Here is a 26,355-nt window from a genome sequence, read left to right as displayed (position 1 = left end):
CCCGGCACCGGAAGGCATCGGTGCCGGGCCCCTACCCGAAAATGCTTCCCATCAGCCGGAGAACGGCCGGGCTAGCCGACATGCCCGGGCGAGTGCCCCGGGCGTGACTCCGCGCCCTGGCACAGGCACTCGATCAGGTAGTCGCCGGTGTCCTCGTCGATGGTCACGCCGTGGGTCTCGCTGCGGAAGCCGGGGAAACGGCGGTCGAAGGACTCCAGGGCCGTGAGATAGCGCAGCAGCGGGCCGTCGGGGGCGCCGATCGACTCGCCCGGCATCAGGACCGGGATGCCGGGCGGGGTGACCGTCACCATGGCGGCGGCCACCCGACCCGCCGCCTGCGAGATCCGGACCCGCTCGGTGCCACCCCGCACCAGCCGCTGGTAACAGTGCTGAGGTGGCGCCACGGGCTGCGGGAGCTGCTGGAAGGCCGTGTCCAGAAGCTCCACCAGGCGCGCGGAGCGCAGTTGCCGGTGCATTTCCTGGCACAGCCCGCGCAGGGTCAGGCCCGCGTAGCGGCGGGGGTGGGCGGCGACGGCCTCCGGCAGGACCCGCTCCAGTGGGGCGTCGGCGTCGTGGAGAGCCTTGAAATCCGTCAGGGCGTCCAGCAGGGTGCCCCACTTGCCCTTGGTGATGCCCATGGAGAACAAGATCAGCGCGGTGTAGCTGTCGGTCTTCTCCACGACGATCTTCCGGGTGGCCAGATAGGCGGTGAGCACCCGGGCCGGGATGCCCTCCTCGGCCATCTCGCCGGTGGCGCTGATCCCCGGACAGGTCAGCGTGACCTTGACGGGGTCCAGCATGCAGTGGCCCTCGGTCAGCCCGGGGAAGCCGTGCCAGCCGGCGCCGGGCTCCAGCAGCCAGCAGGACTGGTCGGTGCGCAGCAGCTCCGGCGGGGCTTCCTCGAACGGCAGCCGGTCACCGGTCGCCGGGTCGGTGACCGTGTCCGGCTGCCACACCCCGAAGAACCACGGCGGGCGGTCCCCGGCGCTCTCGATCCGCCGTCGCAGGCGCACCGTCTCCTGACGGAAGCGGATCGCCTCGGTCACCGCCTCGTCGATCAGCCACTCGCCCTGGGGGCCGTCCATCATCGCCGTCGCCACGTCGAGCGAGGCGATCATCGGGTAGAGGGGCGAGGTGGTGCCGTGCATCATCAGCGCCTCGTTGAACCGGTCATGCTCCACCGGCGCCCGCGGCGCGGGCCGCACGTGCACCATCGCGCTCTGCGACAACGCCGCCAGCAGCTTGTGGGTGGACTGGGTGGCGAACACCGTCGGGCGGTCCGGGCCGGGGAAGGTCTCCTCGTCCACCGACATGCCGAAACGGCCGGCGTAGAGGGGGTGGAAGCGAGCGTACGCGAACCACGCCTCGTCGAAGTGCACCCGGGGCGTACTGGCGGCGAACGCGCGAGCGGTGGCCACGGCGTCGTAACTCAGGCCGTCGTAGGTGGAGTTGGTGAACACCGCGTACTGCGGGTGCGGGGACACCGCGCCCTCGGTGAGCGGGTGCGCGGCGATCCGGGCCGCCACCGCGTCCGCGGCGATCTCGGCCGGGGGCAGCGGTCCCGCCAGGCCGTAGCCGTTACGGGTGGGGACCAGGTAGACCGGCCGGGCACCCGAGACGACCAGGCCGTGCAGTACGGACTTGTGGCAGTTGCGGTCCACCAGCGCGATCTCGTCGCGGGTGACGCTGAAATGGCCTACCAGGCGATTGCACGTCGAGTCGCCGTGCAGCACGAAGTAGGTGAGGTCGGAGCCGAACACACGGGCCGCGTTGCGCTCCGCCTCGCCGATCGGGCCGGTGTGCTCGAACAGCGAGCCCAGTTCCTCGACCGAGATCGACAGGTCGCTGCGCAGCAGCCGCTCCCCGAAGTAGTCGTGGAAGGCGCGCCCCGCCGGTGACTTGAGGAAGGCGACACCGCCGGAGTGGGCCGGGGTGTGCCAGGAGTACTCGTGGGCGTCGTCGAAGCGGCGCAGTGCCCGGAAGAACGGTGGCAGCACGGATTCCCGGTAGGCGCGGGCGGCGGCGGTGATGCGGCCCGCGATGAAGCCCGGGGTGTCCTCCAGCGGCCAGACGTAGCCCACGACCGACTCGGACACCCACAGCGGCAGGTCCCCCAGGCCCTCGCCGGTCATCACCAGGAAGACCGGCAGGTCCCTGAAACGGCGGCCGATCCGGCGCAGCACGGCGCCGCCGCCCGGAGTCCCGTCGAGGGTGCGGCCCGGCCGGGCGAGTGTGCCGGCCGGCGCGGCGAGCGCGGCGCCGGGCCCGTCACCGAAGGCCCCGGGAAGGTCCCAGGCCAGCAGCGCGGCGGCCAGACCGGCCTCGGTGCGCAGTACCGCGTCCGCGTCCTGGGCGGTGACCGCCCACCGGACTTCGAAGCCGCCCGCCTCGATCGCGTCCCGGATCATCCGTAACTGCTGGGGCCCGGCGCCCTCGCCCCGAGGGTGTTCCGGTACCGCGACCAGGATCCTGCTGTCGGCCATGCGCTCCCCCGCCTTCCACGGCGGCGCCTGCGGCCGCCCCGGGCCAGTGTCCTGGCGGCGCAGCGGGCGGAGCGGCGGCCCGGACGGCAAACCACCGCTTCAGCGGAAACCGCCGTCCCGCCGTTGACTTTCGCAACGGTTCCACCGGCCACTGCTCACACACGCGGTTCCACCGGCCACTGCTCACCCACGGTGGTCCGGAGCGGCGGCACGGCTCCGGCTCCTCCCTGCAGCGCAGGTGAAGCCAGTGAAAGCGAAGACGGCCGCAGCCCCCGCACAGCGGGCTGCGGCCGTCTCGTCGCGCTCGGACCTGTCCGTGGCAGGTCAGAGGGCGAGGCCGGTGAGGACCAGGACGCGCTCGTAGGTGTAGTCGTCCATCGCGAACTTGACGCCCTCGCGGCCGACGCCGGACTGCTTCACGCCGCCGTACGGCATCTGGTCGGCGCGGTAGGAGGGGACGTCGCCGATCACGACGCCGCCGACCTCAAGGGCGCGGTGGGCGCGGAAGGCGAGCTGGAGGTCGTGGGTGAACACCCCCGCCTGGAGGCCGTACTTGGAGGCGTTGACGGCGGCGAAGGCCTCGGCCTCGCCGTTCACCTTCTGCACGGTGAGGACGGGTCCGAAGACCTCCTCGCAGGAGAGGGTGGTGTCCTCCGGGACGTCGGTGAGGACGGTCGGCGCGTAGCTGGCGCCGTCGCGGTCGCCGCCGGTGACCAGGGTGGCGCCGGCCTCGACGGCCTCCTTCACCCACGCCTCGACCCGCTCCGCCGCCGCCTCGCTGACCAGCGGGCCGACGTCGGTCCTGTCGTCGGCGGGGTCACCGGTGACCTGGGCCTCGACGGCGGCGACGATGCGCGGGAGGAGACGGTCGTAGACGGTGGCGTCGGCGATGACCCGCTGCACGGAGATGCAGGACTGGCCGCCCTGGTAGTTGGAGAAGGTCGCGATGCGGTTGGCCGCCCAGTCGAGGTCGGCGTCGCTCGCGTAGTCGCCGAGGACGACGGCCGCGCCGTTGCCGCCGAGCTCCAGGGTGCAGTGCTTGCGGGGCACCGAGTCCATGATCGAGTAGCCGACCTTCTCGGAACCGGTGAACGAGATGACCGGGAGGCGCTCGTCCTGGACGAGGGCGGCCATCTTGTCGTTGGCGACCGGGAGGATCGACCAGGAGCCGGCCGGGAGACCGGTCGTCTCGGCGAGCAGGTCGCCGATGATCAGGCCGGACAGGGGCGTGGCGGGGGCCGGCTTCAAGATGATCGGCACGCCGGCCGCGATCGCCGGGGCGATCTTGTGGGCGCACAGGTTGAGGGGGAAGTTGAAGGGCGCGATGCCGAGGACGACGCCCTTCGGGAAGCGGCGGGTGAGCGCGAGGCGGCCCTGGCCGCCGAGGTCGGTGTCGAGGCGCTGGGCCTCGCCGCTGTTGAAGCGGCGGGCCTCTTCGGCGGCGAACCGGAACACGGAGACGGCGCGGCCGACTTCCCCGCGGGCCCACTTGATCGGCTTGCCGTTCTCGGCGGAGATCAGCCGGGCTATCTCCTCGGTGCGCTCGACGAGGCGGCGGCTGACGTGGTCGAGGGCGGCGGCGCGTACGTGGGCCGGGGTGGCGGCGAACTCGTCCCGTACGGCGTACGCGGCGGCGACGGCTTCCTCGACCTGGGCGTCGGTGGGCACGCTGACCTTGCCGACGGGACGGGCGTCCCACGGGTTGGTGACGTCGAGGGTGTCCTCGCCGGTGACCTGGCGGCCGGCGAGCCAGAAGGCGTGGGTGGAGGTCATGTGCGGGTCCCGGCCCTTCCGCGTTGGGGGTGGGTGTGTGCTGGGTGTTCGGGTCCACGGTAGGTCGGTGGGGGCGGGCGTGCGTTTGTCCGGGGTGTAGTGGTGGGGGTGGGGGCCGCGCCGGTTTGGCACGGTCCGGTGGGGGCCGCGGGCTCTTCGCCCCCGCCGCCCCCACCCGTCCCGTCCTCCAGGGGGTGGGCCCCCTTCGACCGCCCGCTCCGGGGGCTGCCGCCCCGGCCCCCCGCATCGGCCTGGACGGCCTCGTCCTCAAACGCCGGACGCGCTGAAGAGTGGGGCTGGAGGGGGGTGCGAAACGCACGGCTGAGTTGTGCTGCCGGGCGAGTTGAGAAAGGCAGGGGCGCGGGGAACTGCGCGACCAGCCCCCACCGGGCCGCGGGCGGCGACGGGGCTGTGGGGCCTCGGCGTGTGCCGAGACGGTGCGGGCTCGGCTGGGCGAGTCGGGTGGGTGGGAAAGCCCCCGGCTACTCCCCCGACGTCGCCTTCAGGGCCAGCCACAGTTCCATCCGTACGTCGGGGTCGTCCAGGGAGCGGCCCAGGATCTCCTCCACCCGGCGCATCCGGTAGCGCAGCGTGTGGCGGTGGACGCCGAGGTCCGCCGCCGCCGCGTCCCACTGGCCGTGCCGGGAGAGCCATGCCCGGAGGGACGCCACCAGGTCACCCCTGCCGGTCGCGTCGTGCTCGTGCAACGCCCTCAGCAGGCCGTCGGCGAACGCCTTCACGGCGTCGTCGGCGAGGAGGGGCAGAACCGAGCCCGACGCCAGCTGGTCGTGCTCGACCAGGACCCGGCCCCTGCGCCGGGCCACCGACAGCGCCTGCTCGGCCTGCTTGTAGGCAGCCGCCGCGGCGATCGGACCGGACGGGGCGGAAAGGCCGATGACCAGGTCGTCGTCTTCCGCGGCCGCCTGCTCCGGCACCGCCCGCGCCGCCTCGCGTGCCGCCGCGTACTCCACGCCCGCCGCCGCTGCCGCGCCCCCGTCCACGGCAAGGACCACCAGCCGCTCCCCCTCTGGCACCACCAGCACCGCCTCCCCGGCACGGGCCGCGGCCGACTCCACCGCCTCCGTGAGGGCGGCCAGCTGCTCGCCTCCCGCGTCCGCGACGATCATCCGGAACGGGGCGTCGAGCAGCCCGCCGTACAGGTCACCGGCGACCGCGCGGGCATGGTCGGGCTGGCCGGCGAGCAGCATGCGCAGCACCGCCGCCCCGACCCGCTGCTCGGCCGCGTGGAGCGAGCGGGAGCGTTCCGTCGTGAGGGTGAGCAGCGCGATGGCGGAGTGGACGGCGTAGCGCTCCGCCGTACCGAGCGCCGACGCCGTGCCGACCGCCAGGGCCGCCCGCGGACGGCGGCCGGTGCCGAGCGAGTGGAGTTCCACCCGGTCCTCGTTGTCGGGGCCGCCGACCACCGAGGACGCCGGTGCCGGGCGTTCCCTCAGCCGCTCCACCTCCGCCGTCAGGCGGGCCGCCCGGCGGCCCGCCCACTCCGGGGCCGTCGCGACGACCGCGCCGGACGCGTCGTACAGCGCTGCCCAGCCGTCCACCTGTGCCGCGAGCGCGGTGAGCAGCCCCTCCGGGCCGGCGTTCAGCGCCTGCCTGGTCAGTTCGCGCTGGGCGGCGAAGCCCGCCGTCACCGCCCGGTACTGGTCGGCCGCGATCGCCGCCGAGACCGCCTTGCTGATGGCGAGGAAGGGGGTGCGGCGCGGCACCTCCAGCAGGGGCAGGCCCTCCTGTTCCGCCGCGTCCACCAAGGCCTTGGGGATCGCGTCGTAATTGACCCCGACGGCGAAGCCGAGGCCCACCACACCGGCTCCCACCAGCCGTTTCACATACTTGCGCATCGCCTGCGGATCCTCCGCGTCCAGCTTCAGCGCGGTGATCAGGAGAAGCTCCCCGCCCTCCATGTACGGCACCGGGTCGGCGAGTTCGCTGACATGGGCCCAGCGCACGGGCACGTCGAGGCGGCCCTCGCCCGCGCGCACGGTCAGTTTGAGCGCGGAGTGGTGGACGAGCGAGGCGAGCGTCGGTGGCATGGGGCCGTCAGGCCTTCTCTTCGGTCGTGAGCGTCACAGGCGTCGTGAGCATCGCCGGCAGGGGCAGCGGTGTTTGGCCGTCTCGTATGAACGGCCTCTCTCGATTCTGCCTCACTGTACGGTCGCGTGTGGCCCGGTGTTCAGAGCCGGCCGCCGCTCCTCAGGTCCACCAGCAGCGGGGGCGCGTGCTCGCCCTTCACCGACGTCAGGGAGAGGACCGCGTGGCCCGGTGGCACGCCGTGCGCGAGCTCGGAGGCCGACCAGCGTTCGCGCTCCACCTGCCGGACGGTGACCGCCCGCGCCGTGGGCGCCTTGCCGGTGATCACCCGGCGTACCACGTGCAGCGCCTTGCCCGCCGGGGTCTCCGCGATGATCTGGCGGTCGGTGACGTCCCGGGCCTCGGTCCACTCCTTGCCCCAGACCTCGGCGAAGTCCTGCCCGTCCCAGGGGGTGAGTCCGGCGAAGGCCATCCTGCAGCCGGTGGCGCCGAGCAGCGGACCGCGGAGCGGACGGGGTACGTCGTCCAGGGTGCGCAGGGTCAGCGCGACACCCGCGTTGGCGGAGCGCAGTCGCTGGACGGCCCGGACCGCCTCCGGCGTCACCACGCCCGTGGCGTCGTCCAGGAGCAGGCAGGAGAAGAGCGAGCGGTCGTCCCGTACCGACACGCTCGCGGTGAACTGGGCGAGCACCAGGCGGGCCAGGATGCGGGAGGCGTCCGCGTGGCCGCGCTCGGGCAGGTCGATCCGGACCCGGACCGGGTGGTCGAGGGCCTTGAGGGAGAAGGGGCGGGACTGGCCGGAGGTGTCGAAGAAGCCGGCGAAGGCCGGGCGGTCGAGGAGGGCGATGCGGTCGGCCAGGACGGCACCGACGTCGCCCGGCTGTCCCATCTGGCGTTCCCGCGCGTCGAGCTCGCGCAGCAGCGACTCGTGGCCGGTCGCGGTCAGCCCCTTGCGGAGCGCGGCGAGCGGGCCGGGGGCGCCGTCGAGGAGCCGGCGGAGTTCGGGGACGGAGGGGAAGCGGCCGTGGACCGCCTTGAACGGGCCGAGCAGCTGGGCGAGGACGGTGGTGGAGCGGCGGCTGTCGCTGCCCGGGTGCGGGTCGGCGAGGTCGCCGACGAGCGCCTCGGCGATTATGGCGGCGGCCTCGTCGGGGTCGGTGGTGCCGCCGTACAGGTCGAGGTCGTAGACGGACTCGGGGTGGGCGATACGGACGACGACGTCGTAGGCGTCGGCGGGGCCGAGACCGGCGCCGGCCGCGCCGACCACGACCACGGAGGCGCGGCCGGCGAGCGCGTGCAGGCAGAGCGACTCGGCGAGCGGGCGGACCAGGCTGCCGGTCTTGCCGGTGCCGGCCGGGCCGACGGCGAGCAGCGAGGTGCCGAGCAGTTCGGGGCCGAGGGCGAGGCCGGTGCCCCGGTACTGGTAGGGGTTGCGGGGGTCGTCTGCCGTGGTGCCGAGCCGGACCTGGCCGGTGACCAGGTCGTGGCGGGCGTGCCGGGCGGGCAGGTCGCGTTCGCCGGAGGGGTGCAGGCAGGCGGCGGCGCCGTCCTTGATCACGGCGGCGGTGAAGGTGGCCATGCTGTGCCGGCCGCTCCGTACGCCCTGCCAGGCACGGGCGATCCGGGCGTGGTCCACGTCCCGCATCAACCCCCTCCGCGCCTCCCCGGCGAGCCGGTCGGCGGCATCGGTCGCCCCGGCGGCTCGCAGGTGGGGCCACTGGGCGGGGTCCGCCTCCGGCGCCGGGGGCTCCTGGCGGGACACCGCGGGCCTGAACCGAGGCGCCACGAACCGTCGCCACACCTCACCCCAGCGGCCGAGCCTTCCCACCACGAGCATGATGGTGACGGCGACCAGGTAGGTGTAGCCCTCGTAGATGAAACGGCTCGCGGTCGGTGAGATCGTGGCGTTCTCGCCCTGCCATGAGGCGGGGAGAAGCAGTTGGAGCGGCAGCCCCCACCAGGCTCCCAGATAGCCGTGCGTGAGCAGGGACCAGACCAGCCAGCCCACCAGGAAGGCGATCAGGGCGCCGCTGAGCAGTTGCCGCGCCGGCAGTTCCACGGGCTCCCGTTCCGCCCGAGGCCGGTAGCCGATCCGCCACACCCCCGGCGCCGCCTCCGGCCTGGGCGCCCGCAGCCAGGTCAGGAAGGCCGAGCCGTCCGGCAGCGGCGGCACCGTGGGCGGGGCCGTCGGGCGGGGCGGCATCGCGGGGGCCTCGGTGGGTGTCGTGTCCGCGTCCTGGGGGGCCGCCGGTCGCGGCACAGGATTCGCATGCGTACGCCGCGTGTCCCGCGTCCCGTCGCTGTCCATCGCTCTCGCTCCCTGACCAGCCGTTCCGTCCACCGTCAGCGGCCAATCTAACGCCCTCACAAGGGGAGTTCACCGCTTACGCGGCCGAGGAGCCGTCAAGGCCGGACACCGGGCACCCGACCGCACTATGTCCACCACGGACAACGACACTCCCCGACAACGCCCACATGGAGCATGCCCACCTCTCACACCCGGCCCTAGCCTGCGAAGAAAGAAGGAAAGCGTCCGAAAACGCACCACCGGAGCAACCGGACGGGACGCCCCCGGCACGCATCGGTTCGCACCACTCATCAGGGAGCCCCCATGACCGCACTTCCGCAGGAGCGCCGCGTCGTCACCGCCATCCCCGGCCCGAAGTCGCAGGAACTGCAGTCCCGCCGTCTCGCCGCGGTGGCGCAGGGGGTGGGCTCGGTGCTGCCCGTCTTCACCGCGCGCGCGGGCGGCGGCATCATCGAGGACGTCGACGGCAACCGCCTCATCGACTTCGGTTCCGGCATCGCCGTGACCTCCGTCGGCGCCTCCGCCGAGGCCGTCGTACGCCGGGCGAGCGCCCAGCTGGCCGACTTCACCCACACCTGTTTCATGGTCACCCCGTACGAGGGCTACGTGGAGGTCGCCGAGGCCCTCGCGGAGCTCACCCCGGGTGACCACGCCAAGAAGTCCGCGCTGTTCAACTCCGGCGCCGAGGCCGTCGAGAACGCCGTGAAGATCGCGCGTGCCTACACCAAGCGCCAGGCCGTCGTCGTGTTCGACCACGGGTACCACGGGCGGACCAACCTCACGATGGCGCTGACCGCCAAGAACATGCCGTACAAGCACGGCTTCGGTCCGTTCGCCCCCGAGGTGTACCGCGTCCCGGTCGCCTACGCCTACCGCTGGCCGACCGGCCCGGAGAACGCCGGCCCCGAGGCCGCCAAGCAGGCCGTCGACCAGATCAGCAAGCAGGTCGGCGCCGAGAACGTCGCCGCGATCATCATCGAGCCGGTGCTCGGCGAGGGCGGCTTCATCGAGCCGGCCAAGGGCTTCCTGCCGGCGATCAGCCAGTTCGCCAAGGACAACGGGATCGTCTTCGTCGCGGACGAGATCCAGTCCGGCTTCTGCCGTACGGGTCAGTGGTTCGCGTGCGAGGACGAGGGCATAGTGCCGGACCTGATCACCACGGCCAAGGGCATCGCGGGTGGTCTCCCCCTCGCCGCCGTGACCGGCCGTGCCGAGATCATGGACGCCGCGCACGCCGGCGGGCTCGGTGGCACCTACGGCGGCAACCCCGTCGCCTGCGCCGGTGCGCTCGGAGCCATCGAGACCATGAAGGAGCTCGACCTCAACGCCAGGGCGCGGCAGATCGAGGCGATCATGAAGCCCCGTCTCACCGCCATGGCCGAGAAGTTCGACGTCATCGGCGACGTCCGCGGCCGCGGCGCGATGATCGCCATCGAGCTGGTCAAGGACCGCGCCACCAAGGAGCCGAACCCGGAGGCCACCGCGGCCCTCGCCAAGGCCTGCCACCAGGAGGGACTGCTGGTCCTGACCTGTGGCACCTACGGCAACGTGCTCCGCTTCCTGCCCCCGCTCGTCATCGGCGAGGACCTCCTGAACGAGGGCCTCGACATCATCGAGCAGGCGTTCGCGCGGATCTGAGCCACAGGCTTCTCGCAGCCGGCACAAAGGGTCTCGAACCCGTGTACCACCGCCGCCCCAGCCCCTCCCACCTGGCGCGATGTGAGGGGCTGGGGCGGCGCCCGTCAGGCCGTGTGAAGAAGGTGTGCGAGGTGGATGACGGGACCCGATTCCGCCTGTCGTGGCACCGGCCGCTGCCGTAGGTTCTACCCAGATGAGAGATACACCCCGCCCACAGGGGACTGTGGGCGATTTCAGGCCGGGGCCTCCCCAGCTTCGACCTGGTCGTGCCCTCGCGCACACAACCGGGGCCTCCGGCTCCGGATCTCCTCACCGATCGGACGGTCGCTCGCCCCAAACCCCCCGGGGCGCGCGACATTCCGATCCGGACGGCCGCCCCGGAACGACCCCCCCTGTTCCGGGGCGGCCGACCTCCTTCCTCGACTTTCCCCTTACGGGACTCCTGGCGCTTCTGGGCCTGCCGGCCCTCCTCTTCGCGCTGATCACCTGGCAGGTCGTCGCCCACGGCCCGCTGCTCCGCCTGGACAGCCGTCTGAGCGGCGCACTCGTCCACCCGGACCGGTTCTCCGAGCTCCTCTCCGACCTCGGGAACGTGCAGGTCGCCGTCCCGGTCCTGGTGCTCGTCATCGGCTATGCCGCCTGGCGCGGCCGTACCACTGGTACAGACCGCTGGTGGCTGCCGCCCACGGCCGCCGCCCTCCTGATGGCTCTGGTCCCGGCGATCATCGTGCCGCTCAAGGACTGGACCGCCCGCCCGGGCACCCCGGTGGTGCCCCCGGCGGTCGGCTACTTCCCCTCCGGCCACACGGCGACGGCGGCGATCGCGTACGGCTCCGCGACCCTGCTCCTCCTCCCCTGGCTCACCACCGCCGCCGCCCGCCGGACCACCGTCGGCGGCTGCGCGGCACTCGTCCTCGGCGTCTCCTACGGCCTGGTCCGCCGCGGCTGGCACTGGCCGCTGGACGTGGTGGCCAGCTGGTGCCTGGCCACCGTCCTGCTGACGTCGCTGGGACTGCTGCTCACCCGAAGTACGCGTCGAGGTTCTTCTGGAACTCCCCGTTCGAGAAGCGGCCCCAGTTGATCGACCAGGCCATCGGACCGCGCAGGGCCGGCCAGGTGCCGCGGGTGGTGCACGACCCGCAGTTCGTCTTCTTCGTCACCGGCTGTCCGCCGGGGCAAGGGATCCCGCCCTGCCCTGTCCTGCCGCGACGTTCATACGTGCGTTCTCATCCGCGTTGCGGGTGAACCCGCAGGACACGCAGAGGAAGTCGGCTTGGCTCTTGCGCGGCTTCCTCTCGATCCACCGCAGGCACTGCACCGCAGACTGGTGAAAGGTGCGGGCACATCCTCGACCCGCCCCGGAGCCTTCTGCTCGGTGCGCCGCCTCGACAGGCCCCGCCCCTGGGCGAGAACGGCCCTGTTCAGTCCGGCCTTCTGCCGAACGTTCCCGCCAGGCTGCTCAACAGTCCCCCTCGCCGAGCGAGTCACATTCTTGATGTTCAGCTTCTCGAACCGCACCAGACCAGTCCTTGCACCGGTCGGTCTCGCGCGCCTTCAACCGGGCGGCCTTCGCGTACTCAGCAGTCCCGAACGGCGCCTAGTCACCGTCGGCCAGGCCGGCGGCAGCCTCATGCATGGCCAGCTCCAGCAACGCCGGATCCGTCAGCGTCCCCGACCCGTCCGGCATCACCAGCCACCGCACCCCCTGCGTGGCCCGCCCGGGATACGGCACGACGATCCAGGTGCCGGCCCCCGCCGTGCGGATCCCCGTGCCGAGCCACCGGGCGGCCGTGCCGGGCGGCACGAAGAAGCCCACCCGGCTGTCCCCGAAGTCGACCAGGACAGGACCCGGCTGGTCGAGGACGCGGGTGAGCACGTCGAGGGTGGGGTAGCCGAGCTCGCCCGGCAGAATCAGTACGTCCCAGGCCCTGCCCGCGGGCAGCAGCGCGATCCCCAGGGGGTTGCGCTCCCATTCCCAGCGGCAGGACTCGGGATCCGGTGCGACGGATGTCAGCCATTCGACCGCCGTCTTCGCCCCAGTCATCAGAAGACCTCCCCGTCTCGCCCGTGGACGCGGGCATCGCGTCCACGAGGAGAGAGGGAGGTCTCCCGGGAGCATTACGCGGGTTTCACCACCCCGTCGGAGTGAACTGGATCACACTCCAGCCGGATCGCACTCCGCCTGGTTCAGCTGTCGAAGCCGAGCCCCAGCCGGTCCATCGTCCGCAGCCACAGGTTGCGGCGGCCGCCATGGGCATCGGCGCGGGCCAGCGACCACTTGGTGAGGGCGATGCCCGTCCAGGCGAACGGCTCGGGCGGGAACGGCAGCGGTTTCTTGCGGACCATGTCCAGGCGGGTGCGCTCGGTCTCCTCCCCGGCCAGCAGGTCCAGCATCACGTCCGCCCCGAAGCGCGTGGCGCCGACACCGAGGCCGGTGTAACCCGCCGCGTACGCCACCTTCCCCTGGTGGGCGGTGCCGAAGAACGCCGAGAAACGGGAGCAGGTGTCGATCGCGCCGCCCCAGGCGTGCGTGAAGCGGACGCCCTCCAGCTGCGGGAAGCAGGTGAAGAAGTGCTCGGCGAGCTTGGCGTAGGTCTCCGGGCGGTCGTCGTACTCACGGCGCACCCGGCCGCCGTAGTGGTGGATGGCGTCGTAGCCGCCCCACAGGACGCGGTTGTCGGCCGAGAGACGGAAGTAGTGGAACTGGTTGGCGGAGTCGCCGAGGCCCTGCCGGTTCTTCCAACCGATCGCGCCGAGCTGCTCGGCGGTGAGCGGCTCGGTCATCAGGGCGTAGTCGTAGACGGGGACGGTGTACGCGCGTACCCGCTTGAGCAGGTTCGGGAAGATGTTGGTGGCGAGCACGACCTGCCGGGCGCGGACCGAACCGTACGGGGTGCGTACGGCCATGCCGGCGCCGTACGCCTTCAGGGCGAGGGCGGGCGTGTGCTCGTACACCCGGACGCCGAGCGCGAGACAGGCCTGCTTGAGGCCCCAGGCGAGCTTGGCCGGGTGCAGCATGGCCACTCCGCGACGGTCGTACAGGCCCGCCTCGAAGGTGGGCGAGGCCACCTGCTCGCGCACCGCGTCGGCGTCGAGGAACTCGATGCCGTCCGCGAGGCCCTGCCGCTCCAGTTTCCGGTGCCAGTCACGCAGCTCCCACGCCTGGTAGGTCTCCGTCGCGACGTCGATCTCGCCGGTGCGTTCGAACTCGCAGTCGATGCCGTGCCGGGCGACGGCGGCCTCGATCTCGTCGAGGTTGCGCCGGCCCAGCTCCTGGAGCTGGTGGATCTCCTCGGGCCAGCGGGCGAGGCCGTTGGGCAGCCCGTGGGTGAGGGAGGCGGCGCAGAAGCCGCCGTTGCGGCCCGAGGCGGCCCAGCCCACCTCGTGGCCTTCCAGCAGGACCACATCGCGCCCGGGGTCGCGCTCCTTGGCGTTCAGCGCGGTCCACAGTCCGCTGTACCCGCCGCCGACGACCAGCAGGTCGCAGGTGTCGGCGCCGGTGAGCGCGGGCTCGGGGTGGGGCTTGCCGGGGTCTTCGAGCCAGTACGAAACCGGCTGCGCTTCGGAGAGAGACTTGGTCCAATCTGCCTGACGGCTCATGGCGCTTGGGGCCATGATTTTCAACTCCCTACAGAGTCAATGAAGGGCTATGCCTTTTGCCTGTTGCGGCGGTTGTTGATGAGCATGGAGACCAGGACGAACAGTACGGCGACCAGGAACATGGCCGTACCGATGACGTTGATCTGGACGGGCGTGCCGCGCTGTGCCGAACCCCAGACGAACATCGGGAAGGTGACGGTGGAGCCCGCGTTGAAATTGGTGATGATGAAATCGTCGAAGGAGAGCGCGAAGGAGAGCAGCGCGCCCGCCGCGATTCCGGGGGACGCGATGGGGAGGGTGACCCTCAGGAACGTCTGCGCCGGTCCGGCGTAGAGGTCCCGGGCGGCCTCCTCCAGTCGCGGGTCCATCGACATCACACGCGCCTTGACCGCGGTGACGACGAAGCTGAGGCAGAACATGATGTGGGCGATCAGGATCGTGTAGAAGCCGAGTTGGGCACCCATGTTGAGGAACAGGGTGAGCAGCGAGGCCGCCATGACGACCTCGGGCATCGCCATCGGCAGGAAGATCAGCGAGTTGACGGCGCCGCGGGCGCGGAACCGGTAGCGCACCAGCGCGAAGGCGATCATCGTGCCGAGCACGGTGGCGCCGATCGTCGCCAGCGCGGCGATCCGCAGGCTGATGGAGAGCGAGCCGCACATGTCGGCGACCCCGCACGGCTGCTTCCAGGCGTCGAGCGAGAACTGCTGCCATTCGTAGTTGAAGCGCCCCTTCGGTTTGTTGAAGGAGAACACCGTGACGATGACGTTCGGAAGGAGCAGATATCCGAGGGTGAGAAGTCCCGCGATGACGACGAGATTCTTCTTGAGCCAGTTGACGAAGGGCATTTAGACCAGATCCTCCGTCCCGGACCGGCGAATGTAGATGGTGACCATGGCCAGGATCGCGGCCATGAGGATGAAGGAGAGCGCGGCCGCCGTCGGATAGTCGAGAATCCGCAGGAACTGCGTCTGGATCACGTTTCCGATCATGCGGGTGTCGGTCGAGCCGAGGAGTTCGGCGTTGACGTAGTCACCGGCCGCCGGGATGAAGGTCAGCAGCGTGCCGGAGACCACGCCCGGCATCGACAGCGGGAAGGTGACCTTCCGGAACGTCGTCCACGGCTTGGCGTACAGGTCGCCGGCCGCCTCGTGCAGTCGCCCGTCGATGCGCTCCAGCGAGGTGTAGAGCGGCAGGATCATGAACGGCAGGAAGTTGTAGGTCAGACCGCAGACGACGGCCAGCGGTGTGGCCAGCACGCGGTCGCCGGCCGTCCAGCCGAGGAAGTCGGTGAGGCTCAGGATGTGCAGCGAGTTCAGGGCGTGCACGACCGGGCCGTTGTCGGCGAGGATCGTCTTCCAGGCCAGGGTGCGGATCAGGAAGCTGGTGAAGAACGGCGCGATCACCAGGATCATGATCAGGTTCCGCCAGCGCCCCGCGCGGAAGGCGATGAGGTAGGCCAGTGGGTAGCCGAGCAGCAGGCACAGCACGGTCGCGGCGGCCGCGTAGAAGACGGACCTGAGGAACTGCGGCCAGTACTCGCTCAGCGCGTCCCAGTAGGTCGCGAAGTGCCAGGTGACCTTGTAGCCCTCTTCCAGGGAGCCCGTCTGGATCGACGTGGACGCCTGGTAGATCATCGGCAGGGCGAAGAAGACGACCAGCCAGAGGATGCCGGGCAGCAGCAGCCAGTAGGGGGTCCACCTGCCGCGCCTGCGCGGCGGCTTCTTCGTCTCGGGTTCGGCGGGGGCCAGCGGCGGGGGCGCCTCGGAGAGCGTGGCCATCAGGCGGCCTCCTCCTCGGTGCCGGCGTCGATGTCCTGGGCGGCGTCGAGGCCGAAGGTGTGGGCCGGACTCCAGTGCAGGACGACGTCGGCGCCGGGGACCAGCCGTCCGTCGCGCTCGACGTTCAGTTCGTACACCGCGAACTCGTCGCAGACCGGGCTGTCGATGACGTACTGCGTGGAGACGCCGATGAAACTGGCGTCGACGATCTTGCCGGTGATGCGGTTGCGGCCCTCGGGGACGGTGCCCGCGTCGTCGGCGTGGGTGAGGGAGATCTTCTCGGGCCGGATCCCGACCAGCACCTTGCCCCCGGTCGTGGTGGGTGCCGAACATCGCGCCTCGGGCAGCACCAGCTTCCCGCCGCCGGCCTTCAGCACGATGTCGTCCCCGCTCTTCGTGTCCACCTCGGCCTCGATGAGGTTCGAGGTGCCGAGGAAGTTGGCCACGAACGTGGTGTTGGGGTTCTCGTAGAGGTCGGCCGGTGAGCCGAGCTGCTCGACGCGTCCCGCGTTCATCACGGCGACCGTGTCGGCCATGGTCATGGCCTCCTCCTGGTCGTGCGTGACGTGGATGAAGGTGATGCCGACCTCGGTCTGGATCCGCTTGAGCTCCAGCTGCATCTGACGGCGCAGCTTGAGGTCGAGGGCGCCGAGCGGCTCGTCGAGGAGGAGCACCTTGGGGTGGTTGATGAGCGCGCGGGCCACCGCGACCCGCTGCTGCTGGCCGCCGGAGAGCTGGTGCGGTTTCTTGCGCGCCTGCTCGCCGAGCTGGACCAGCTCCAGCATGTCCTCGACCTGCTTCTTCACGCTCTTGATGCCGCGCCGGCGCAGACCGAAGGCGACGTTCTCGAAGATGTCGAGGTGCGGGAAGAGGGCGTACGACTGGAAGACCGTGTTCACCGGCCTCTTGTACGGCGGCAGATGGGTCACGTCCTGGTCGCCGAGGTGCACGGTGCCGCTGGTGGGCTCCTCCAGCCCCGCGATCATGCGCAGGGTGGTGGTCTTGCCGCAGCCGGAGGCGCCGAGGAGGGCGAAGAAGGAGCCCTGCGGCACGGTCAGGTCCATCGGCTGTACGGCGGTGAAGCCGTTGTCGTAGGTCTTGCCGATGCCGGTGAGGCGGACGTCGCCGCTGTTGTCTGTCGTCATGGTGTCGTCACGCCCCTGTGAGCTTCGCGAACTTCTGCTGGTAGGCCGTCTCTTCCTTCGAGCTCAGGGCGCGGAAGGCATGGGATCTGGCCTGCATGGCTTTGTCGGGAACGATCAGCGGGTTGCTGGCCGCCGACTTGTCGATCTTGGCAAGGTACGGCTGTACGTCCGCGACCGGGCTGACGTAGTTGACGTAGGCGGAGAGTTCGGCGGCCGGTCCGGGCTCGTAGTAGTAGTCGATGAGCCGCTCGGCGTTCGTCTTGTGACGCGCCTTGTTGGGGACCATCAGGTTGTCGGTCGACGTCATGTAGCCGCTGTCCGGGATGACGTACGCGACGTCCGGGTTGTCCGCCTGGAGCTGCACGATGTCGCCGCCCCAGGCGACACAGGCCGCCAGGTCGCCCTTGCTGAGGTCCGAGGTGTAGTCGTTGCCGGTGAAGCGGCGGATCTGGCCCTTGTCGACGGCCTTCTGCAGGCGGGCGATCACCGAGTCGTAGTTGTCGTCGGTGAACTTCGCCGGGTCGATGCCCATGTCGAGCATGGTCATGCCGACGGTGTCGCGCATCTCGGTCAGCAGGCCGACCCGGCCCTTGAGCGCGGGGTTGTCGAGCAGGTCGGAGACCGACTTCACCTCGACGCCGTCGAGCGCCTTCTTGTTGAAGGCGACGACCGTCGAGATGCCCTGCCACGGGTAGGAGTAGGCCCGGCCCGGGTCCCAGTCGGGGCTGCGGAACTGGTCCGACAGGTTGGCGAAGGCGTGCGGCAGGTTGGACGCGTCCAGCTTCTGGACGTAGCCGAGCCGGATCATGCGGGCGGCCAGCCAGTCGGTGAGGACGACCAGGTCCCGGCCGGTGTCCTGGCCGGCGGCGAGCTGCGGCTGGATCTTGCCGAAGAACTCGTCGTTGTCGTTGATGTCCTCGGTGTACTTCACCGTGATGCCGGTCCGCTTGCGGAACGCGTCCAGCGTGGGATGGGTCTTCCCGCTGTCGTCCACGTCGATGTACTCGGGCCAGTTGGAGAAGTTGACGACCTTCTCCGTGGCCGAGTGGTCGTCGGCGGAGACCCCGCCCTGGGACTTGCCGGCCGCGGGGATACCGCAGGCGCTCAGCGCCCCGACGCCGCCCACCGCGAGCGCGCCGCCCAGGAACGACCGGCGGGCCAGGGCGGCCCGGCCGGTGCGGAGACTGCGCCGCATGGCGGCCACTTCGACCGGAGTCGGGCGGTCGGGCTCGTACTGCCTCATGCGCTTGATGCCCTTTCGGGAAGGTGGCCGTGATGAGCGGCCGAGAACGTGACTATCGGTCCCCGAAGATCGTGCGGTGCCAGTCCTTCCGCGCCACCGCCGTATTGTCGAACATAACGTGCTTGACCTGGGTGTACTCCTCGAACGAGTACGCCGACATGTCCTTGCCGAAGCCGGACGCCTTGTAGCCGCCGTGCGGCATCTCGCTGATGATCGGAATGTGGTCGTTGACCCACACGCACCCCGCCTTGATCTCGCGGGTCGCCCGGTTCGCCCGGTAGACGCCGCCGGTCCACGCGGAGGCGGCCAGACCGTAGGGGGTGTCGTTGGCCAGCCGGATGCCCTCGTCATCAGTGTCGAACGGCAGGACGACCAGCACCGGACCGAAGATCTCGGACTGGACGATCTCGCTGTCCTGCGGCGCGTCGGCGATCAGGGTGGGCCGGTAGTACGCGCCGCTCTTCAGCTCGTCCTGCGGCGGCTCGCCGCCGGTCACCACGCGCGCGTAGCCGCGCGCCCGCTCCACGAACCCGGCCACCCGGTCCCGCTGGGCGTGCGAGATCAGCGGCCCGAGATCGGTGCCGGGCGCGAACGGATCGCCGAGCCGTACGGTCTCCATCAGACTCGCCGTCCGCTCCACGAAGGCCTCGTAGAGCGGCCGCTGCACGTACGCGCGCGTGGCGGCGGTGCAGTCCTGCCCGGTGTTGATGAGGGACCCGGCCACCGCCCCGTGGACGGCGGCCTCCAGATCGGCGTCGTCGAAGACCACGAAGGGCGCCTTGCCGCCCAGCTCCAGGTGAAGCCGCTTCACGGTCGCGGTGGCGATCTCGGCGACCCGCTTCCCGACGCCGGTGGAGCCGGTGAAGGAGGTCATGGCCACGTCGGGATGCCCGACAAGATGCTCACCGGCCTCCTTCCCCGTGCCGGTGACGATGTTGACGACCCCGTCGGGAATCCCGGCGAGGGTCGCCGCCTCCGCGAAGAGGAGCGAGGTCAGCGGGGTCAGCTCGGCGGGCTTGAGCACGATGGTGTTGCCGGCGGCGATCGCCGGGAGGATCTTCCAGGCGGCCATCTGGAGCGGATAGTTCCAGGGCGCGATCGACCCGACGACCCCGATCGGCTCGCGGCGGACGTACGACGTGTGGTCCCCGGAGTACTCGGCGGCGGCCTGCCCCTGCAGATGCCGTGCGGCACCGGCGAAGAAGGCGGTGTTGTCGATGGTCCCCGGCACGTCGAACTCGCGCGTCAGCTTCAGCGGCTTGCCGCACTGGAGGGACTCGGCACGGGCGAATTCCTCGGCGCGGTCGGCGAGCACGGCGGCGAACCGGTGCAGCGCGTCGGACCGCTCGCCGGGGGTGGTCGCGGCCCAGCCGGGGAAGGCGTCCCGCGCGGCGGCCACGGCCCGGTCGACGTCCCCGGTGCCGGCCAGCTCGTAGGTGTACACGTCCACGCCGGTGGCCGGGTCGACGACGGCGTGCGTACGGCCCGAGGTGCCCTTGGCGAACCGTCCCGCGATGTACTGCGCGCCGCCCGCGAGCCGCTCCTGCGCGGGGAAGGTCTCCGGGGTGGCGGTGCCCGGGTTGTCCATGTCGCTTCTCCTCCGCCGTCACCCCGTCCCGAGAGGCGGGTGGCGTAGCTCCAGCTCGATTTGACTGCCGATCCTGACAGAGCAGAGGGAGTCCAACAAGTGATTCCGTTGTTGCCTTTTGGTTACGCGACGGAATCTGTCGACCAGGTGTCGAGTCGGCAGGGAAAAGGCGGGACGGAGTGTCAGTGGTGCCTGCCAGACTGGCGTGCATGGCGAAGATCGATTCTGTGGAGGCCCTGATCAGGGCGGTCCAGACGGGGGCCAGGATCACGTACCTGCACTTCTGGGGACACCGCCCGAGGCCGGACGGGCGGGTCTCCGCGAGCTGCCTGAGCCAGTGGTGGCCGTCACGCTTCGTGGTCGACGGTGTGGAGTACGCGACCGCCGAACACTGGATGATGGCAGGAAAGGCCCGGCTCTTCGGGGACGCGGAGGCGGAGCGGGCGGTACTGGCGGCGGAGCACCCCGCCCAGGCCAAGAAGGCGGGCCGACTGGTCCGCGGCTTCGACGAGGCGACATGGGAGCGGGAGCGCTTCGGGCTCGTGACCGAGGGCAGCGTGCACAAGTTCGCCGCCGACACCGGGCTACGGGACTTCCTGGTGGGGACCGGCGACCGGGTCCTGGTGGAGGCGAGCCCGGTGGACCGGGTGTGGGGGATCGGGCTGGCGGCGACGGACGAGGGGGCGGCGGACCCCGCCCGGTGGAGAGGGCTGAACCTGTTGGGGTTCGCGTTGATGGAGGCCCGGGAGCACCTTCGGGCGGACGGGACCGCCCCTTCCTGAAGAGGAGGCGCGGCACTCCTGCCCGACCGGACCGCCCCCACCTAAGGGACGCGGCACTCCTGCCCGACCGGACCGCCCCTGCCAAAGGGACGCGGCGCTGTATCGATATGCTGCTCCGCCGCGTGGGCGCGACCAGCCCCCACCCACCCGCACCCGAACCCCCACCGAACCCGAGCTACTGGTTCCCCGCCACCACGATCAGCGTGATGAACGCGGCGGCAAGCACCAGCCCCGCCGACCCGCAGATGATTCCCGCGAGCGCCTGCCCACCGTTCGTCGCCGCGCCCCGCCTCACCCGCGCCCGCCCGATCGACCCCAACACGATGCCCAGCACCCCCATCACCAGCGCGACCGGCGCCAGGCAGAACCCGATCGCGCTGATGATCCCCGTCACCATGGCGGCCGTCCCCAGCCCGTTGTCGGGCACCGGCTGCATCCCGGGCCAGCCGCCGTATCCCCCGGGCCCACCCGGGTACGACGGAAGCGGCGGGCCGGGATAGCCGTACCCGGGCATGGGAGCGCCGCCGGGAGCAGGGCCTCCGGGATAGCCGTACGGGACCGGCCCCGGCCCGTTCGGGGCGATCGGCGGTGGCGGCACCGCCGCACTCGGCGGCTGCTGCGCCGCAGGCGGGGCGTAGGGACTGGGCGGCGGCGCGGCGGGATCCGGCGCCGCGAAGGGGTTCACCGGCGGGGCCGGCCGCGGGCCGGAGGGCGCCGCGTAGGGGCTGGCCCAGCCCTGCGGCGGCGCGTCGGCGGAGGCGACCGGCCCCGGTATCGCCGCGACCGTCCGCTCGTCATGGGCCCCCGGCGGCGCCGGCACCGGCCCCGGCTCCTCCGCCCCGGCCGCTTCCCCCTTGTCCAGCCGTACCTTCGGAGCCTCTGGCGCCTCGTCAGCCATCTCGCGATGTCCCCTCTCCCACGCGCATGCCGCCGTCATGGTACGGCCCGGCCCCATGGCGGCCCCCGGCCCGGCCTACGATGACCCCGAGTCACCGATCAGCCGATCACCGCGCAGGGCCCCACGGCCGTACCCCGCCGTGGGCGGCCCGCGCCGTTCCGGGGAGGAACCCTTGACCGACCGCCACACCGACCCCGCCGCCCTGCGCGATGTGCACGCCTTCATCGCCGGGCTGCCCAAGGCCGAACTGCACGTCCACCACGTCGGCTCCGCCTCCCCCCGCATCGTCTCGGAGCTGGCCGCCCGGCACCCCGACTCCAAGGTCCCGACCGACCCCGAGGCGCTGGCCGACTACTTCACGTTCACGGACTTCGCCCACTTCATCGAGGTCTACCTGTCGGTGGTCGACCTGATCCGCACGCCCGAGGACGTACGGCTGCTCACCTACGAGGTGGCCCGCGACCTGGCCCGCCAGCAGGTGCGCTACGCCGAGCTGACGATCACACCGTTCTCGTCCACCCGGCGCGGGATCGACGAGCGGGCCTTCATGGACGCGATCGAGGACGCGCGGAAGGCGGCACAGACCGAGTTCGGCACGGTGCTGCGCTGGTGCTTCGACATCCCCGGCGAGGCGGGTCTGGAGGCCGCCGAGGAGACGGCGCGGCTGGCGACCGACGACCGGATCCGCCCGGAGGGCCTGGTCTCCTTCGGTCTCGGCGGCCCCGAGATCGGGGTGCCCCGGCCGCAGTTCAAGCCGTACTTCGACCAGGCGATCGCGGCCGGCCTGCGCTCCGTCCCGCACGCGGGCGAGACCACCGGCCCCGGCACCGTCTGGGACGCGCTGACCTACCTGGGCGCCGAGCGGATCGGGCACGGCACCAGCTCGGCGCAGGACCCGAAGCTCCTCGCCCACCTCGCCGAGCACCGGATCGCGCTGGAGGTGTGCCCGACCTCCAACATCGCCACCCGCGCGGTCCGCACCTTCGAAGAGCACCCGATCAAGGCATTCGTGGACGCGGGTGTGCTGGTCACGGTCAACTCCGACGACCCGCCGATGTTCGGCACCGACCTCGACAACGAGTACGCCGTCGCCGCCCGTCTCCTCGGCCTCGACGAGCGCGGCCTCGCGGACCTCGCGAAGAACGCGGTGGAGGCGTCCTTCCTGGACCTGACGGGGAAGACGAGGATCTCGGCCGAGATCGACGCGTACACGAAGGCGTGGCTCGCCCCCTGACGAGCCCTGAGAACATGGGCTCATGCAGACCGTGACCGCCGTGGCCCACCGCGGCGACCTCTACCGCTTCCGCGAGAACACGCTCGACTCCCTGCGCTCCGCGCTCCGCCGGGGCGCGGACGCGGTGGAGATCGACGTGCGGCTCAGCCGTGACGGCGTTCCCGTCCTCCTGCACGACGGCACACTCAAGCGGTTGTGGGAGCACGACCGCCCGCTGCACGCCCTGTCGGCGGACGAGGTGCGCGGCCTCACCGCGGGCGGTGTCCCGACCCTCGCGGAGGCACTGGCGGCGACGGAGGGCGGCCGGGTGATGATCGACCTGCCCGGGGAGCCGGGTGAGCGGGCGGTGGCGAGGATCGTGGCGGCGGCCCGGGAGTGCGAGGCGACGGACCGCGTCTACTACACGGGGGACGCCGCGACGATGCTGGCGGTCCGGGCGGCCGACCCGTCCGCCGAGATCGCCCTGACCCGCAAGACCCTGGCGCCGACCCGCCCCGCGCTCCTGGACGCGATCCGCCCCCGCTACCTGAACTACCGGTTCAGCCTGCTCGACCACGCGCTCACCGAACACGTCCACCGCAGCGGCTACCTGGTCTCGTGCTGGACCCCGAACACCCGTCGCTCGATGCGCCGCCTGCTGGACATGGGCGTCGACTCGATCACCACGAACAGGGTGGACGTGCTCAACGCCGTGCGCGGCTACACGACCGACTTCTGAGGCACCGTCGCCGGATCACTCGGCGTCTTCCGCGTCACGTACTGCGGTACCGGCGCCGAGTCCGTCCCGTCGTCCCGCACCAGCCCGTACCTGGTCGCTCCGTCCGCGGGCCCCGTCAGCACGTCCTGCTCCACCGCGTCCCAGGACGACGGGAAGACGCTCACCCCGTAGTCGGCCCCCCGCTCGTTCACCGTGAACGTCACGCTGCCGTCCACGTAGTAGTACTCGTTCTGCCACATCTGCTGGGCGCCGGCGGGCAGCACCGCGTACCCCACCGCCGAGCTGCCCATCCCCGTCGCGGAACTGTCCGTCGCGCTCACCCGGTCGTCCATGCGCCGCCCGCCCCCGGACGCCACATGGAAGATCTTCCCCTTCAGTCCGGTCCAGGACGGCATGACCAGGCTCCCGGCCCGGTACTGCGGTGAGATCTGCCAGCGGACCAGCACATAGCCCTGGCCGCTGAGCGTCACGCTGTCGCCGCGGTGGTTCAGCACCGCGTGCGCCCCGCCGCTGCTGGTGATCCCGCCCTCCGGCCGGTGGGGCAGCGCGCCCGGCTCGGTGTCCGGGTCCGGGGCCGTGTCGACCGCGTCGACGACCGAGCCGTAGACCGCGCCGCTCGCCGAAGCCGACGGCGAGGGCGAGGTGGCGGAGGGGGAAGGGGACGGCGCGGGAGTGGTCGCCGGTGCCCGCGGTACCGCCCGCGTGACCGCCGCCGTCGGCGACACGGCGGCCCGCGGTGCCGGGTCGTGCGGTGTCCGTACGGCGACGTACGCGCCGCCCGCCACGATCGTCGCCCCGGCGGTCACCGCCACCGCCGGCTTGGCCAGCGCGCCCAGCAGCTTCGCCGACCAGCCTGCGGACGTCGCGGAGGTGGCCGCGACCGCGGTCTTGCCGCCGAGGGCCAGCGACAGTGCGAAGCCGGCCGGGACCGGTACCAGGGCGATCCCGACCAGCAGCCGTTCCGCGGGTACGACGGAGTCACGGGTGTCGCCGCAGTAGCCGCAGCCACGGATGTGCCGGGCCAGCCGCTTGCGCCAGACGGAATCGGGCCGCCCGTCCCAGCGGGCGGTCAGCTCGCGCAACTCGGGGCAGGCCCCGTCCAGGGCGCGCACGATGCCGCGCGAGGTCTCCAGCCGCTCCTTCATCCGCTGGACGCGGACGGCGGCGTGCTGCCGGCTGATGCCGACGGCCGCCGCCAGTTCGCGCCGGGTGAGCTCACCCGACACCTCCAGCCACCACAGCGACACCAGCTGCCGGTCCTCGGCGTCCAGCCAGCGCACCGCCTCCGCGACCTCCCGTCGCTGTCCCGCCAACTGGAGCCGCAGCACGGTGAGTTCGGCGAAGTCCGCGGCGCCGTCCGGGACCGCCTCGTCCAGTTTGCGGTCCTGCCTGCGGCGCGCCCGGTCCCGGATCTGGTGCATCGCGATGGCCACCAGCCAGGACCGGAAGCTGTCCGGGTCGCGGAGAGAGCCGAGGTTGTCGACGGCACGCAGCATGGTCTCCTGGACGATGTCGTCGACGTCGGCGTGACCGTTGAGGGCGCGGCCGACCACGTTGTAGACCAAGGGCAGCCAGCCCTCGACCAGTTCGTCCAGCGCACGCCGGTCGCCCGCCTGCGCGGCCGCGACCGTGGCCCGCCACTGCCGCGGCACCTGCGCATCCGTCCTCATGACCGCACCTTCTCAGCCGGGGCGGTGACCTTGGCAATGTCGGGGATCACACCCTGGAGACGGAGTGCGGTGTTCCGGGATAACACTTTTCTCGCCCCGGCCTCCCCGCCGGTCGCCGTCCCCTAGGGGCGATCCCCGTCAACTCCCCTGTGTTCGACGCCAGTTACTGGGTGGCAGCTCAGGGGCGTACACCCTCCTCACCGACGATCCGGCCGGCCGCCGTGTCACCGGAGGATGTCCGGGTCTCCTCGCCCGCCCCCTCCCCTGGAGCTCACGCATGCGCACCCGCCCCCGGAGCACCGCCCTCGCCGCCTCCCTCGCCCTGGCCCTCGCCGCCGGTCCACTGGCCGCGCCCGCCTTCGCCGCGCCCCCGGCTGCCGCCCCCGTCGCCGCACAGACCTCCACCGGCCCGGACGCCGACGCGCTGCGGGCGGCGATCGCCGGGCTGCCCGACGCGGACGCCACCGCCGCGCTGGTCCGGGTGGGCGGTACCGACGGCGTCTGGCGGGGCAGCGCGGGCGTGCACGACCTGGCCGGCGGCCGGGCGGCGGACCCCGACGCCCGCTTCCGGGCCGGTTCGACGACGAAGGTGGTGACGGCGGCGGCCGTACTGAAACTGGCCGCACAGCACCGCATCGACCTCGGCACGCCCGTCCAGCACTACCTCCCGGGCCTGTTCACCCGGGCCTTCCGGCCCATCACCGTGAGGCAGCTGCTGAACCACACCAGCGGCATCCAGGCGGGCGACGGCTGGGGCGACTCCTTCGAGGCGCAGTACGCACACCGCTTCGACACGCTCACCCCGGAGCAGGTCGTGCGGTCGGCGGTGGCGAAGGGGCCCGAGTTCGCGCCGGGGACGCGGCAGGACTACCTCAACATCAACTACACCGTGCTCGGGCTGCTGATCGAGAAGGTGACCGGGCGGTCGTACGCCTCGGTGGCCGAGCGGCTGGTCCTCCGCCCGGCCGGGATGCGGGACACCTACTTCCCCGGCACCGACCCGCGGATCCGCGGCCCGCACAACCACGGCTACCAGAAGGTGACGAAGGCCGACGGGACGACGGAGTTCGTGGACGTCACGGAGTGGAACCAGGCGGACCGGTTCGCGGCCGGGGACATGATCTCCACGACAGCCGACCTGGAACGCCTGCTCACCTCCCTCTTCCGGGGGCGGATCGTGCCGCCGGGACCACAGCTGGAGGAGATGTTCACGGTCCCGGCGAACATCGAGGGCGCCACCTACAGCGCCGGGCTGCAGCGCTTCGCGTACGAGGGCCGCGTCTACTGGGTCAAGTCGGGCTCCCGGTACGGCTACAGCGCGGTCGTCGCCGGCACCCGGGACCTGAGCCGGACCCTGGTCTACTCCGTCAACGCGACCGACGCCAAGGGCGAGGACACGAACCCGGTCGCCGAGCGGATCGCGCGCGCCGCGCTCAAACAGGGGTGAG

At 71.7% G+C, this 26,355-nt stretch carries 19 protein-coding genes; 6 read left to right on the top strand and 13 right to left on the bottom strand.

Annotated elements, in window-relative coordinates:
- Positions 1–71: 71 nt before the first annotated feature.
- The 4 genes from OHB00_RS36170 to OHB00_RS36155 form a co-directional block, all read right to left on the bottom strand.
- Complete coding sequence (locus tag OHB00_RS36170) at positions 72–2,483, bottom strand: Orn/Lys/Arg decarboxylase N-terminal domain-containing protein (protein ID WP_406441163.1); 2,412 nt, start codon at positions 2,481–2,483, stop codon at positions 72–74.
- 324 nt (positions 2,484–2,807) lie between these two features.
- Positions 2,808–4,256, bottom strand: coding sequence for an aldehyde dehydrogenase family protein (locus tag OHB00_RS36165; protein ID WP_406441161.1), 1,449 nt, complete (start codon positions 4,254–4,256; stop codon positions 2,808–2,810).
- Between the two features lie 482 nt (positions 4,257–4,738).
- Positions 4,739–6,304, bottom strand: coding sequence for a PucR family transcriptional regulator (locus OHB00_RS36160; protein WP_406441159.1), 1,566 nt, complete (start codon positions 6,302–6,304; stop codon positions 4,739–4,741).
- A 140-nt stretch (positions 6,305–6,444) separates the two neighbouring features.
- Positions 6,445–8,610 (bottom strand): ATP-binding protein, encoded by a 2,166-nt coding sequence (locus tag OHB00_RS36155; protein WP_406441158.1) that lies wholly within the window; start codon positions 8,608–8,610, stop codon positions 6,445–6,447.
- A gap of 303 nt (positions 8,611–8,913) precedes the next feature.
- Here OHB00_RS36155 and gabT point away from each other — a divergent pair, with 303 nt between their 5' ends.
- A complete protein-coding gene (gene gabT / locus OHB00_RS36150; RefSeq protein ID WP_406441156.1) occupies positions 8,914–10,248 on the top strand; it encodes a 4-aminobutyrate--2-oxoglutarate transaminase in 1,335 nt (444 codons plus the stop codon).
- A gap of 223 nt (positions 10,249–10,471) precedes the next feature.
- On the top strand, positions 10,472–11,329 hold the full coding sequence (locus OHB00_RS36145) for a phosphatase PAP2 family protein (protein WP_406441154.1): 858 nt from the start codon (positions 10,472–10,474) through the stop codon (positions 11,327–11,329).
- A gap of 516 nt (positions 11,330–11,845) precedes the next feature.
- Here the strand turns inward: OHB00_RS36145 and OHB00_RS36140 are convergent.
- From OHB00_RS36140 to OHB00_RS36110, 7 genes are all read right to left on the bottom strand, one after another.
- Positions 11,846–12,292 carry a hypothetical protein gene (locus tag OHB00_RS36140; protein ID WP_406441153.1) on the bottom strand — a complete coding sequence of 149 codons (447 nt, stop codon included), beginning with the start codon at positions 12,290–12,292 and terminating at the stop codon, positions 11,846–11,848.
- Between the two features lie 143 nt (positions 12,293–12,435).
- The gene (locus OHB00_RS36135; RefSeq protein ID WP_406441151.1) at positions 12,436–13,863 is read right to left on the bottom strand and encodes an NAD(P)/FAD-dependent oxidoreductase; all 1,428 of its coding nucleotides are present in this window, start codon (positions 13,861–13,863) and stop codon (positions 12,436–12,438) included.
- A 32-nt stretch (positions 13,864–13,895) separates the two neighbouring features.
- On the bottom strand, positions 13,896–14,696 hold the full coding sequence (locus tag OHB00_RS36130; protein WP_406441149.1) for an ABC transporter permease: 801 nt from the start codon (positions 14,694–14,696) through the stop codon (positions 13,896–13,898).
- Entirely contained in the window at positions 14,697–15,629 is a 933-nt protein-coding gene (locus OHB00_RS36125) for an ABC transporter permease (RefSeq protein WP_406441147.1), read from the bottom strand.
- Positions 15,629–16,774, bottom strand: coding sequence for an ABC transporter ATP-binding protein (locus OHB00_RS36120; protein WP_406441145.1), 1,146 nt, complete (start codon positions 16,772–16,774; stop codon positions 15,629–15,631). Before OHB00_RS36120 ends, OHB00_RS36125 begins: the two co-directional genes overlap by 1 nt.
- Before the next feature lie 7 nt (positions 16,775–16,781).
- A complete protein-coding gene (locus OHB00_RS36115; RefSeq protein ID WP_406441143.1) occupies positions 16,782–18,017 on the bottom strand; it encodes a PotD/PotF family extracellular solute-binding protein in 1,236 nt (411 codons plus the stop codon).
- Between the two features lie 52 nt (positions 18,018–18,069).
- Positions 18,070–19,605, bottom strand: a complete 1,536-nt coding sequence (locus OHB00_RS36110) for a gamma-aminobutyraldehyde dehydrogenase (RefSeq protein ID WP_406441141.1) — start codon at positions 19,603–19,605, stop codon at positions 18,070–18,072.
- Between the two features lie 209 nt (positions 19,606–19,814).
- Here OHB00_RS36110 and OHB00_RS36105 point away from each other — a divergent pair, with 209 nt between their 5' ends.
- Positions 19,815–20,387 (top strand): NADAR family protein, encoded by a 573-nt coding sequence (locus tag OHB00_RS36105; protein WP_406441139.1) that lies wholly within the window; start codon positions 19,815–19,817, stop codon positions 20,385–20,387.
- Positions 20,388–20,562: 175 nt separating this feature from the next.
- Here the strand turns inward: OHB00_RS36105 and OHB00_RS36100 are convergent, their stop codons facing one another.
- Positions 20,563–21,285: a DUF4190 domain-containing protein gene (locus OHB00_RS36100; RefSeq protein ID WP_406441138.1), complete on the bottom strand. Its 723-nt coding sequence runs from the start codon at positions 21,283–21,285 to the stop codon at positions 20,563–20,565.
- Positions 21,286–21,340: 55 nt separating this feature from the next.
- Here OHB00_RS36100 and OHB00_RS36095 point away from each other — a divergent pair, with 55 nt between their 5' ends.
- Together OHB00_RS36095 and OHB00_RS36090 are read left to right on the top strand one after the other, a co-directional pair.
- Positions 21,341–22,519, top strand: coding sequence for an adenosine deaminase (locus OHB00_RS36095; protein ID WP_406441136.1), 1,179 nt, complete (start codon positions 21,341–21,343; stop codon positions 22,517–22,519).
- 22 nt (positions 22,520–22,541) lie between these two features.
- Positions 22,542–23,237 (top strand): glycerophosphodiester phosphodiesterase, encoded by a 696-nt coding sequence (locus OHB00_RS36090; RefSeq protein WP_406441134.1) that lies wholly within the window; start codon positions 22,542–22,544, stop codon positions 23,235–23,237.
- Here OHB00_RS36090 and OHB00_RS36085 read toward each other — a convergent pair.
- Complete coding sequence (locus tag OHB00_RS36085) at positions 23,219–24,907, bottom strand: RNA polymerase sigma factor (protein WP_406441132.1); 1,689 nt, start codon at positions 24,905–24,907, stop codon at positions 23,219–23,221. The two genes, OHB00_RS36090 and OHB00_RS36085, sit on opposite strands and share 19 nt — an antisense overlap.
- 277 nt (positions 24,908–25,184) lie before the next feature.
- Here OHB00_RS36085 and OHB00_RS36080 point away from each other — a divergent pair, with 277 nt between their 5' ends.
- Positions 25,185–26,354 (top strand): serine hydrolase domain-containing protein, encoded by a 1,170-nt coding sequence (locus tag OHB00_RS36080; protein WP_406441130.1) that lies wholly within the window; start codon positions 25,185–25,187, stop codon positions 26,352–26,354.
- Position 26,355 lies beyond the last annotated feature (1 nt).

The organism is Streptomyces sp. NBC_00631 (genome assembly GCF_045206895.1).
Taxonomy (GTDB): domain Bacteria; phylum Actinomycetota; class Actinomycetes; order Streptomycetales; family Streptomycetaceae; genus Streptomyces.
The sequence above is the reverse complement of the archived record's forward strand: the minus strand, read 5'-3'. Positions and strand labels throughout refer to the sequence as shown.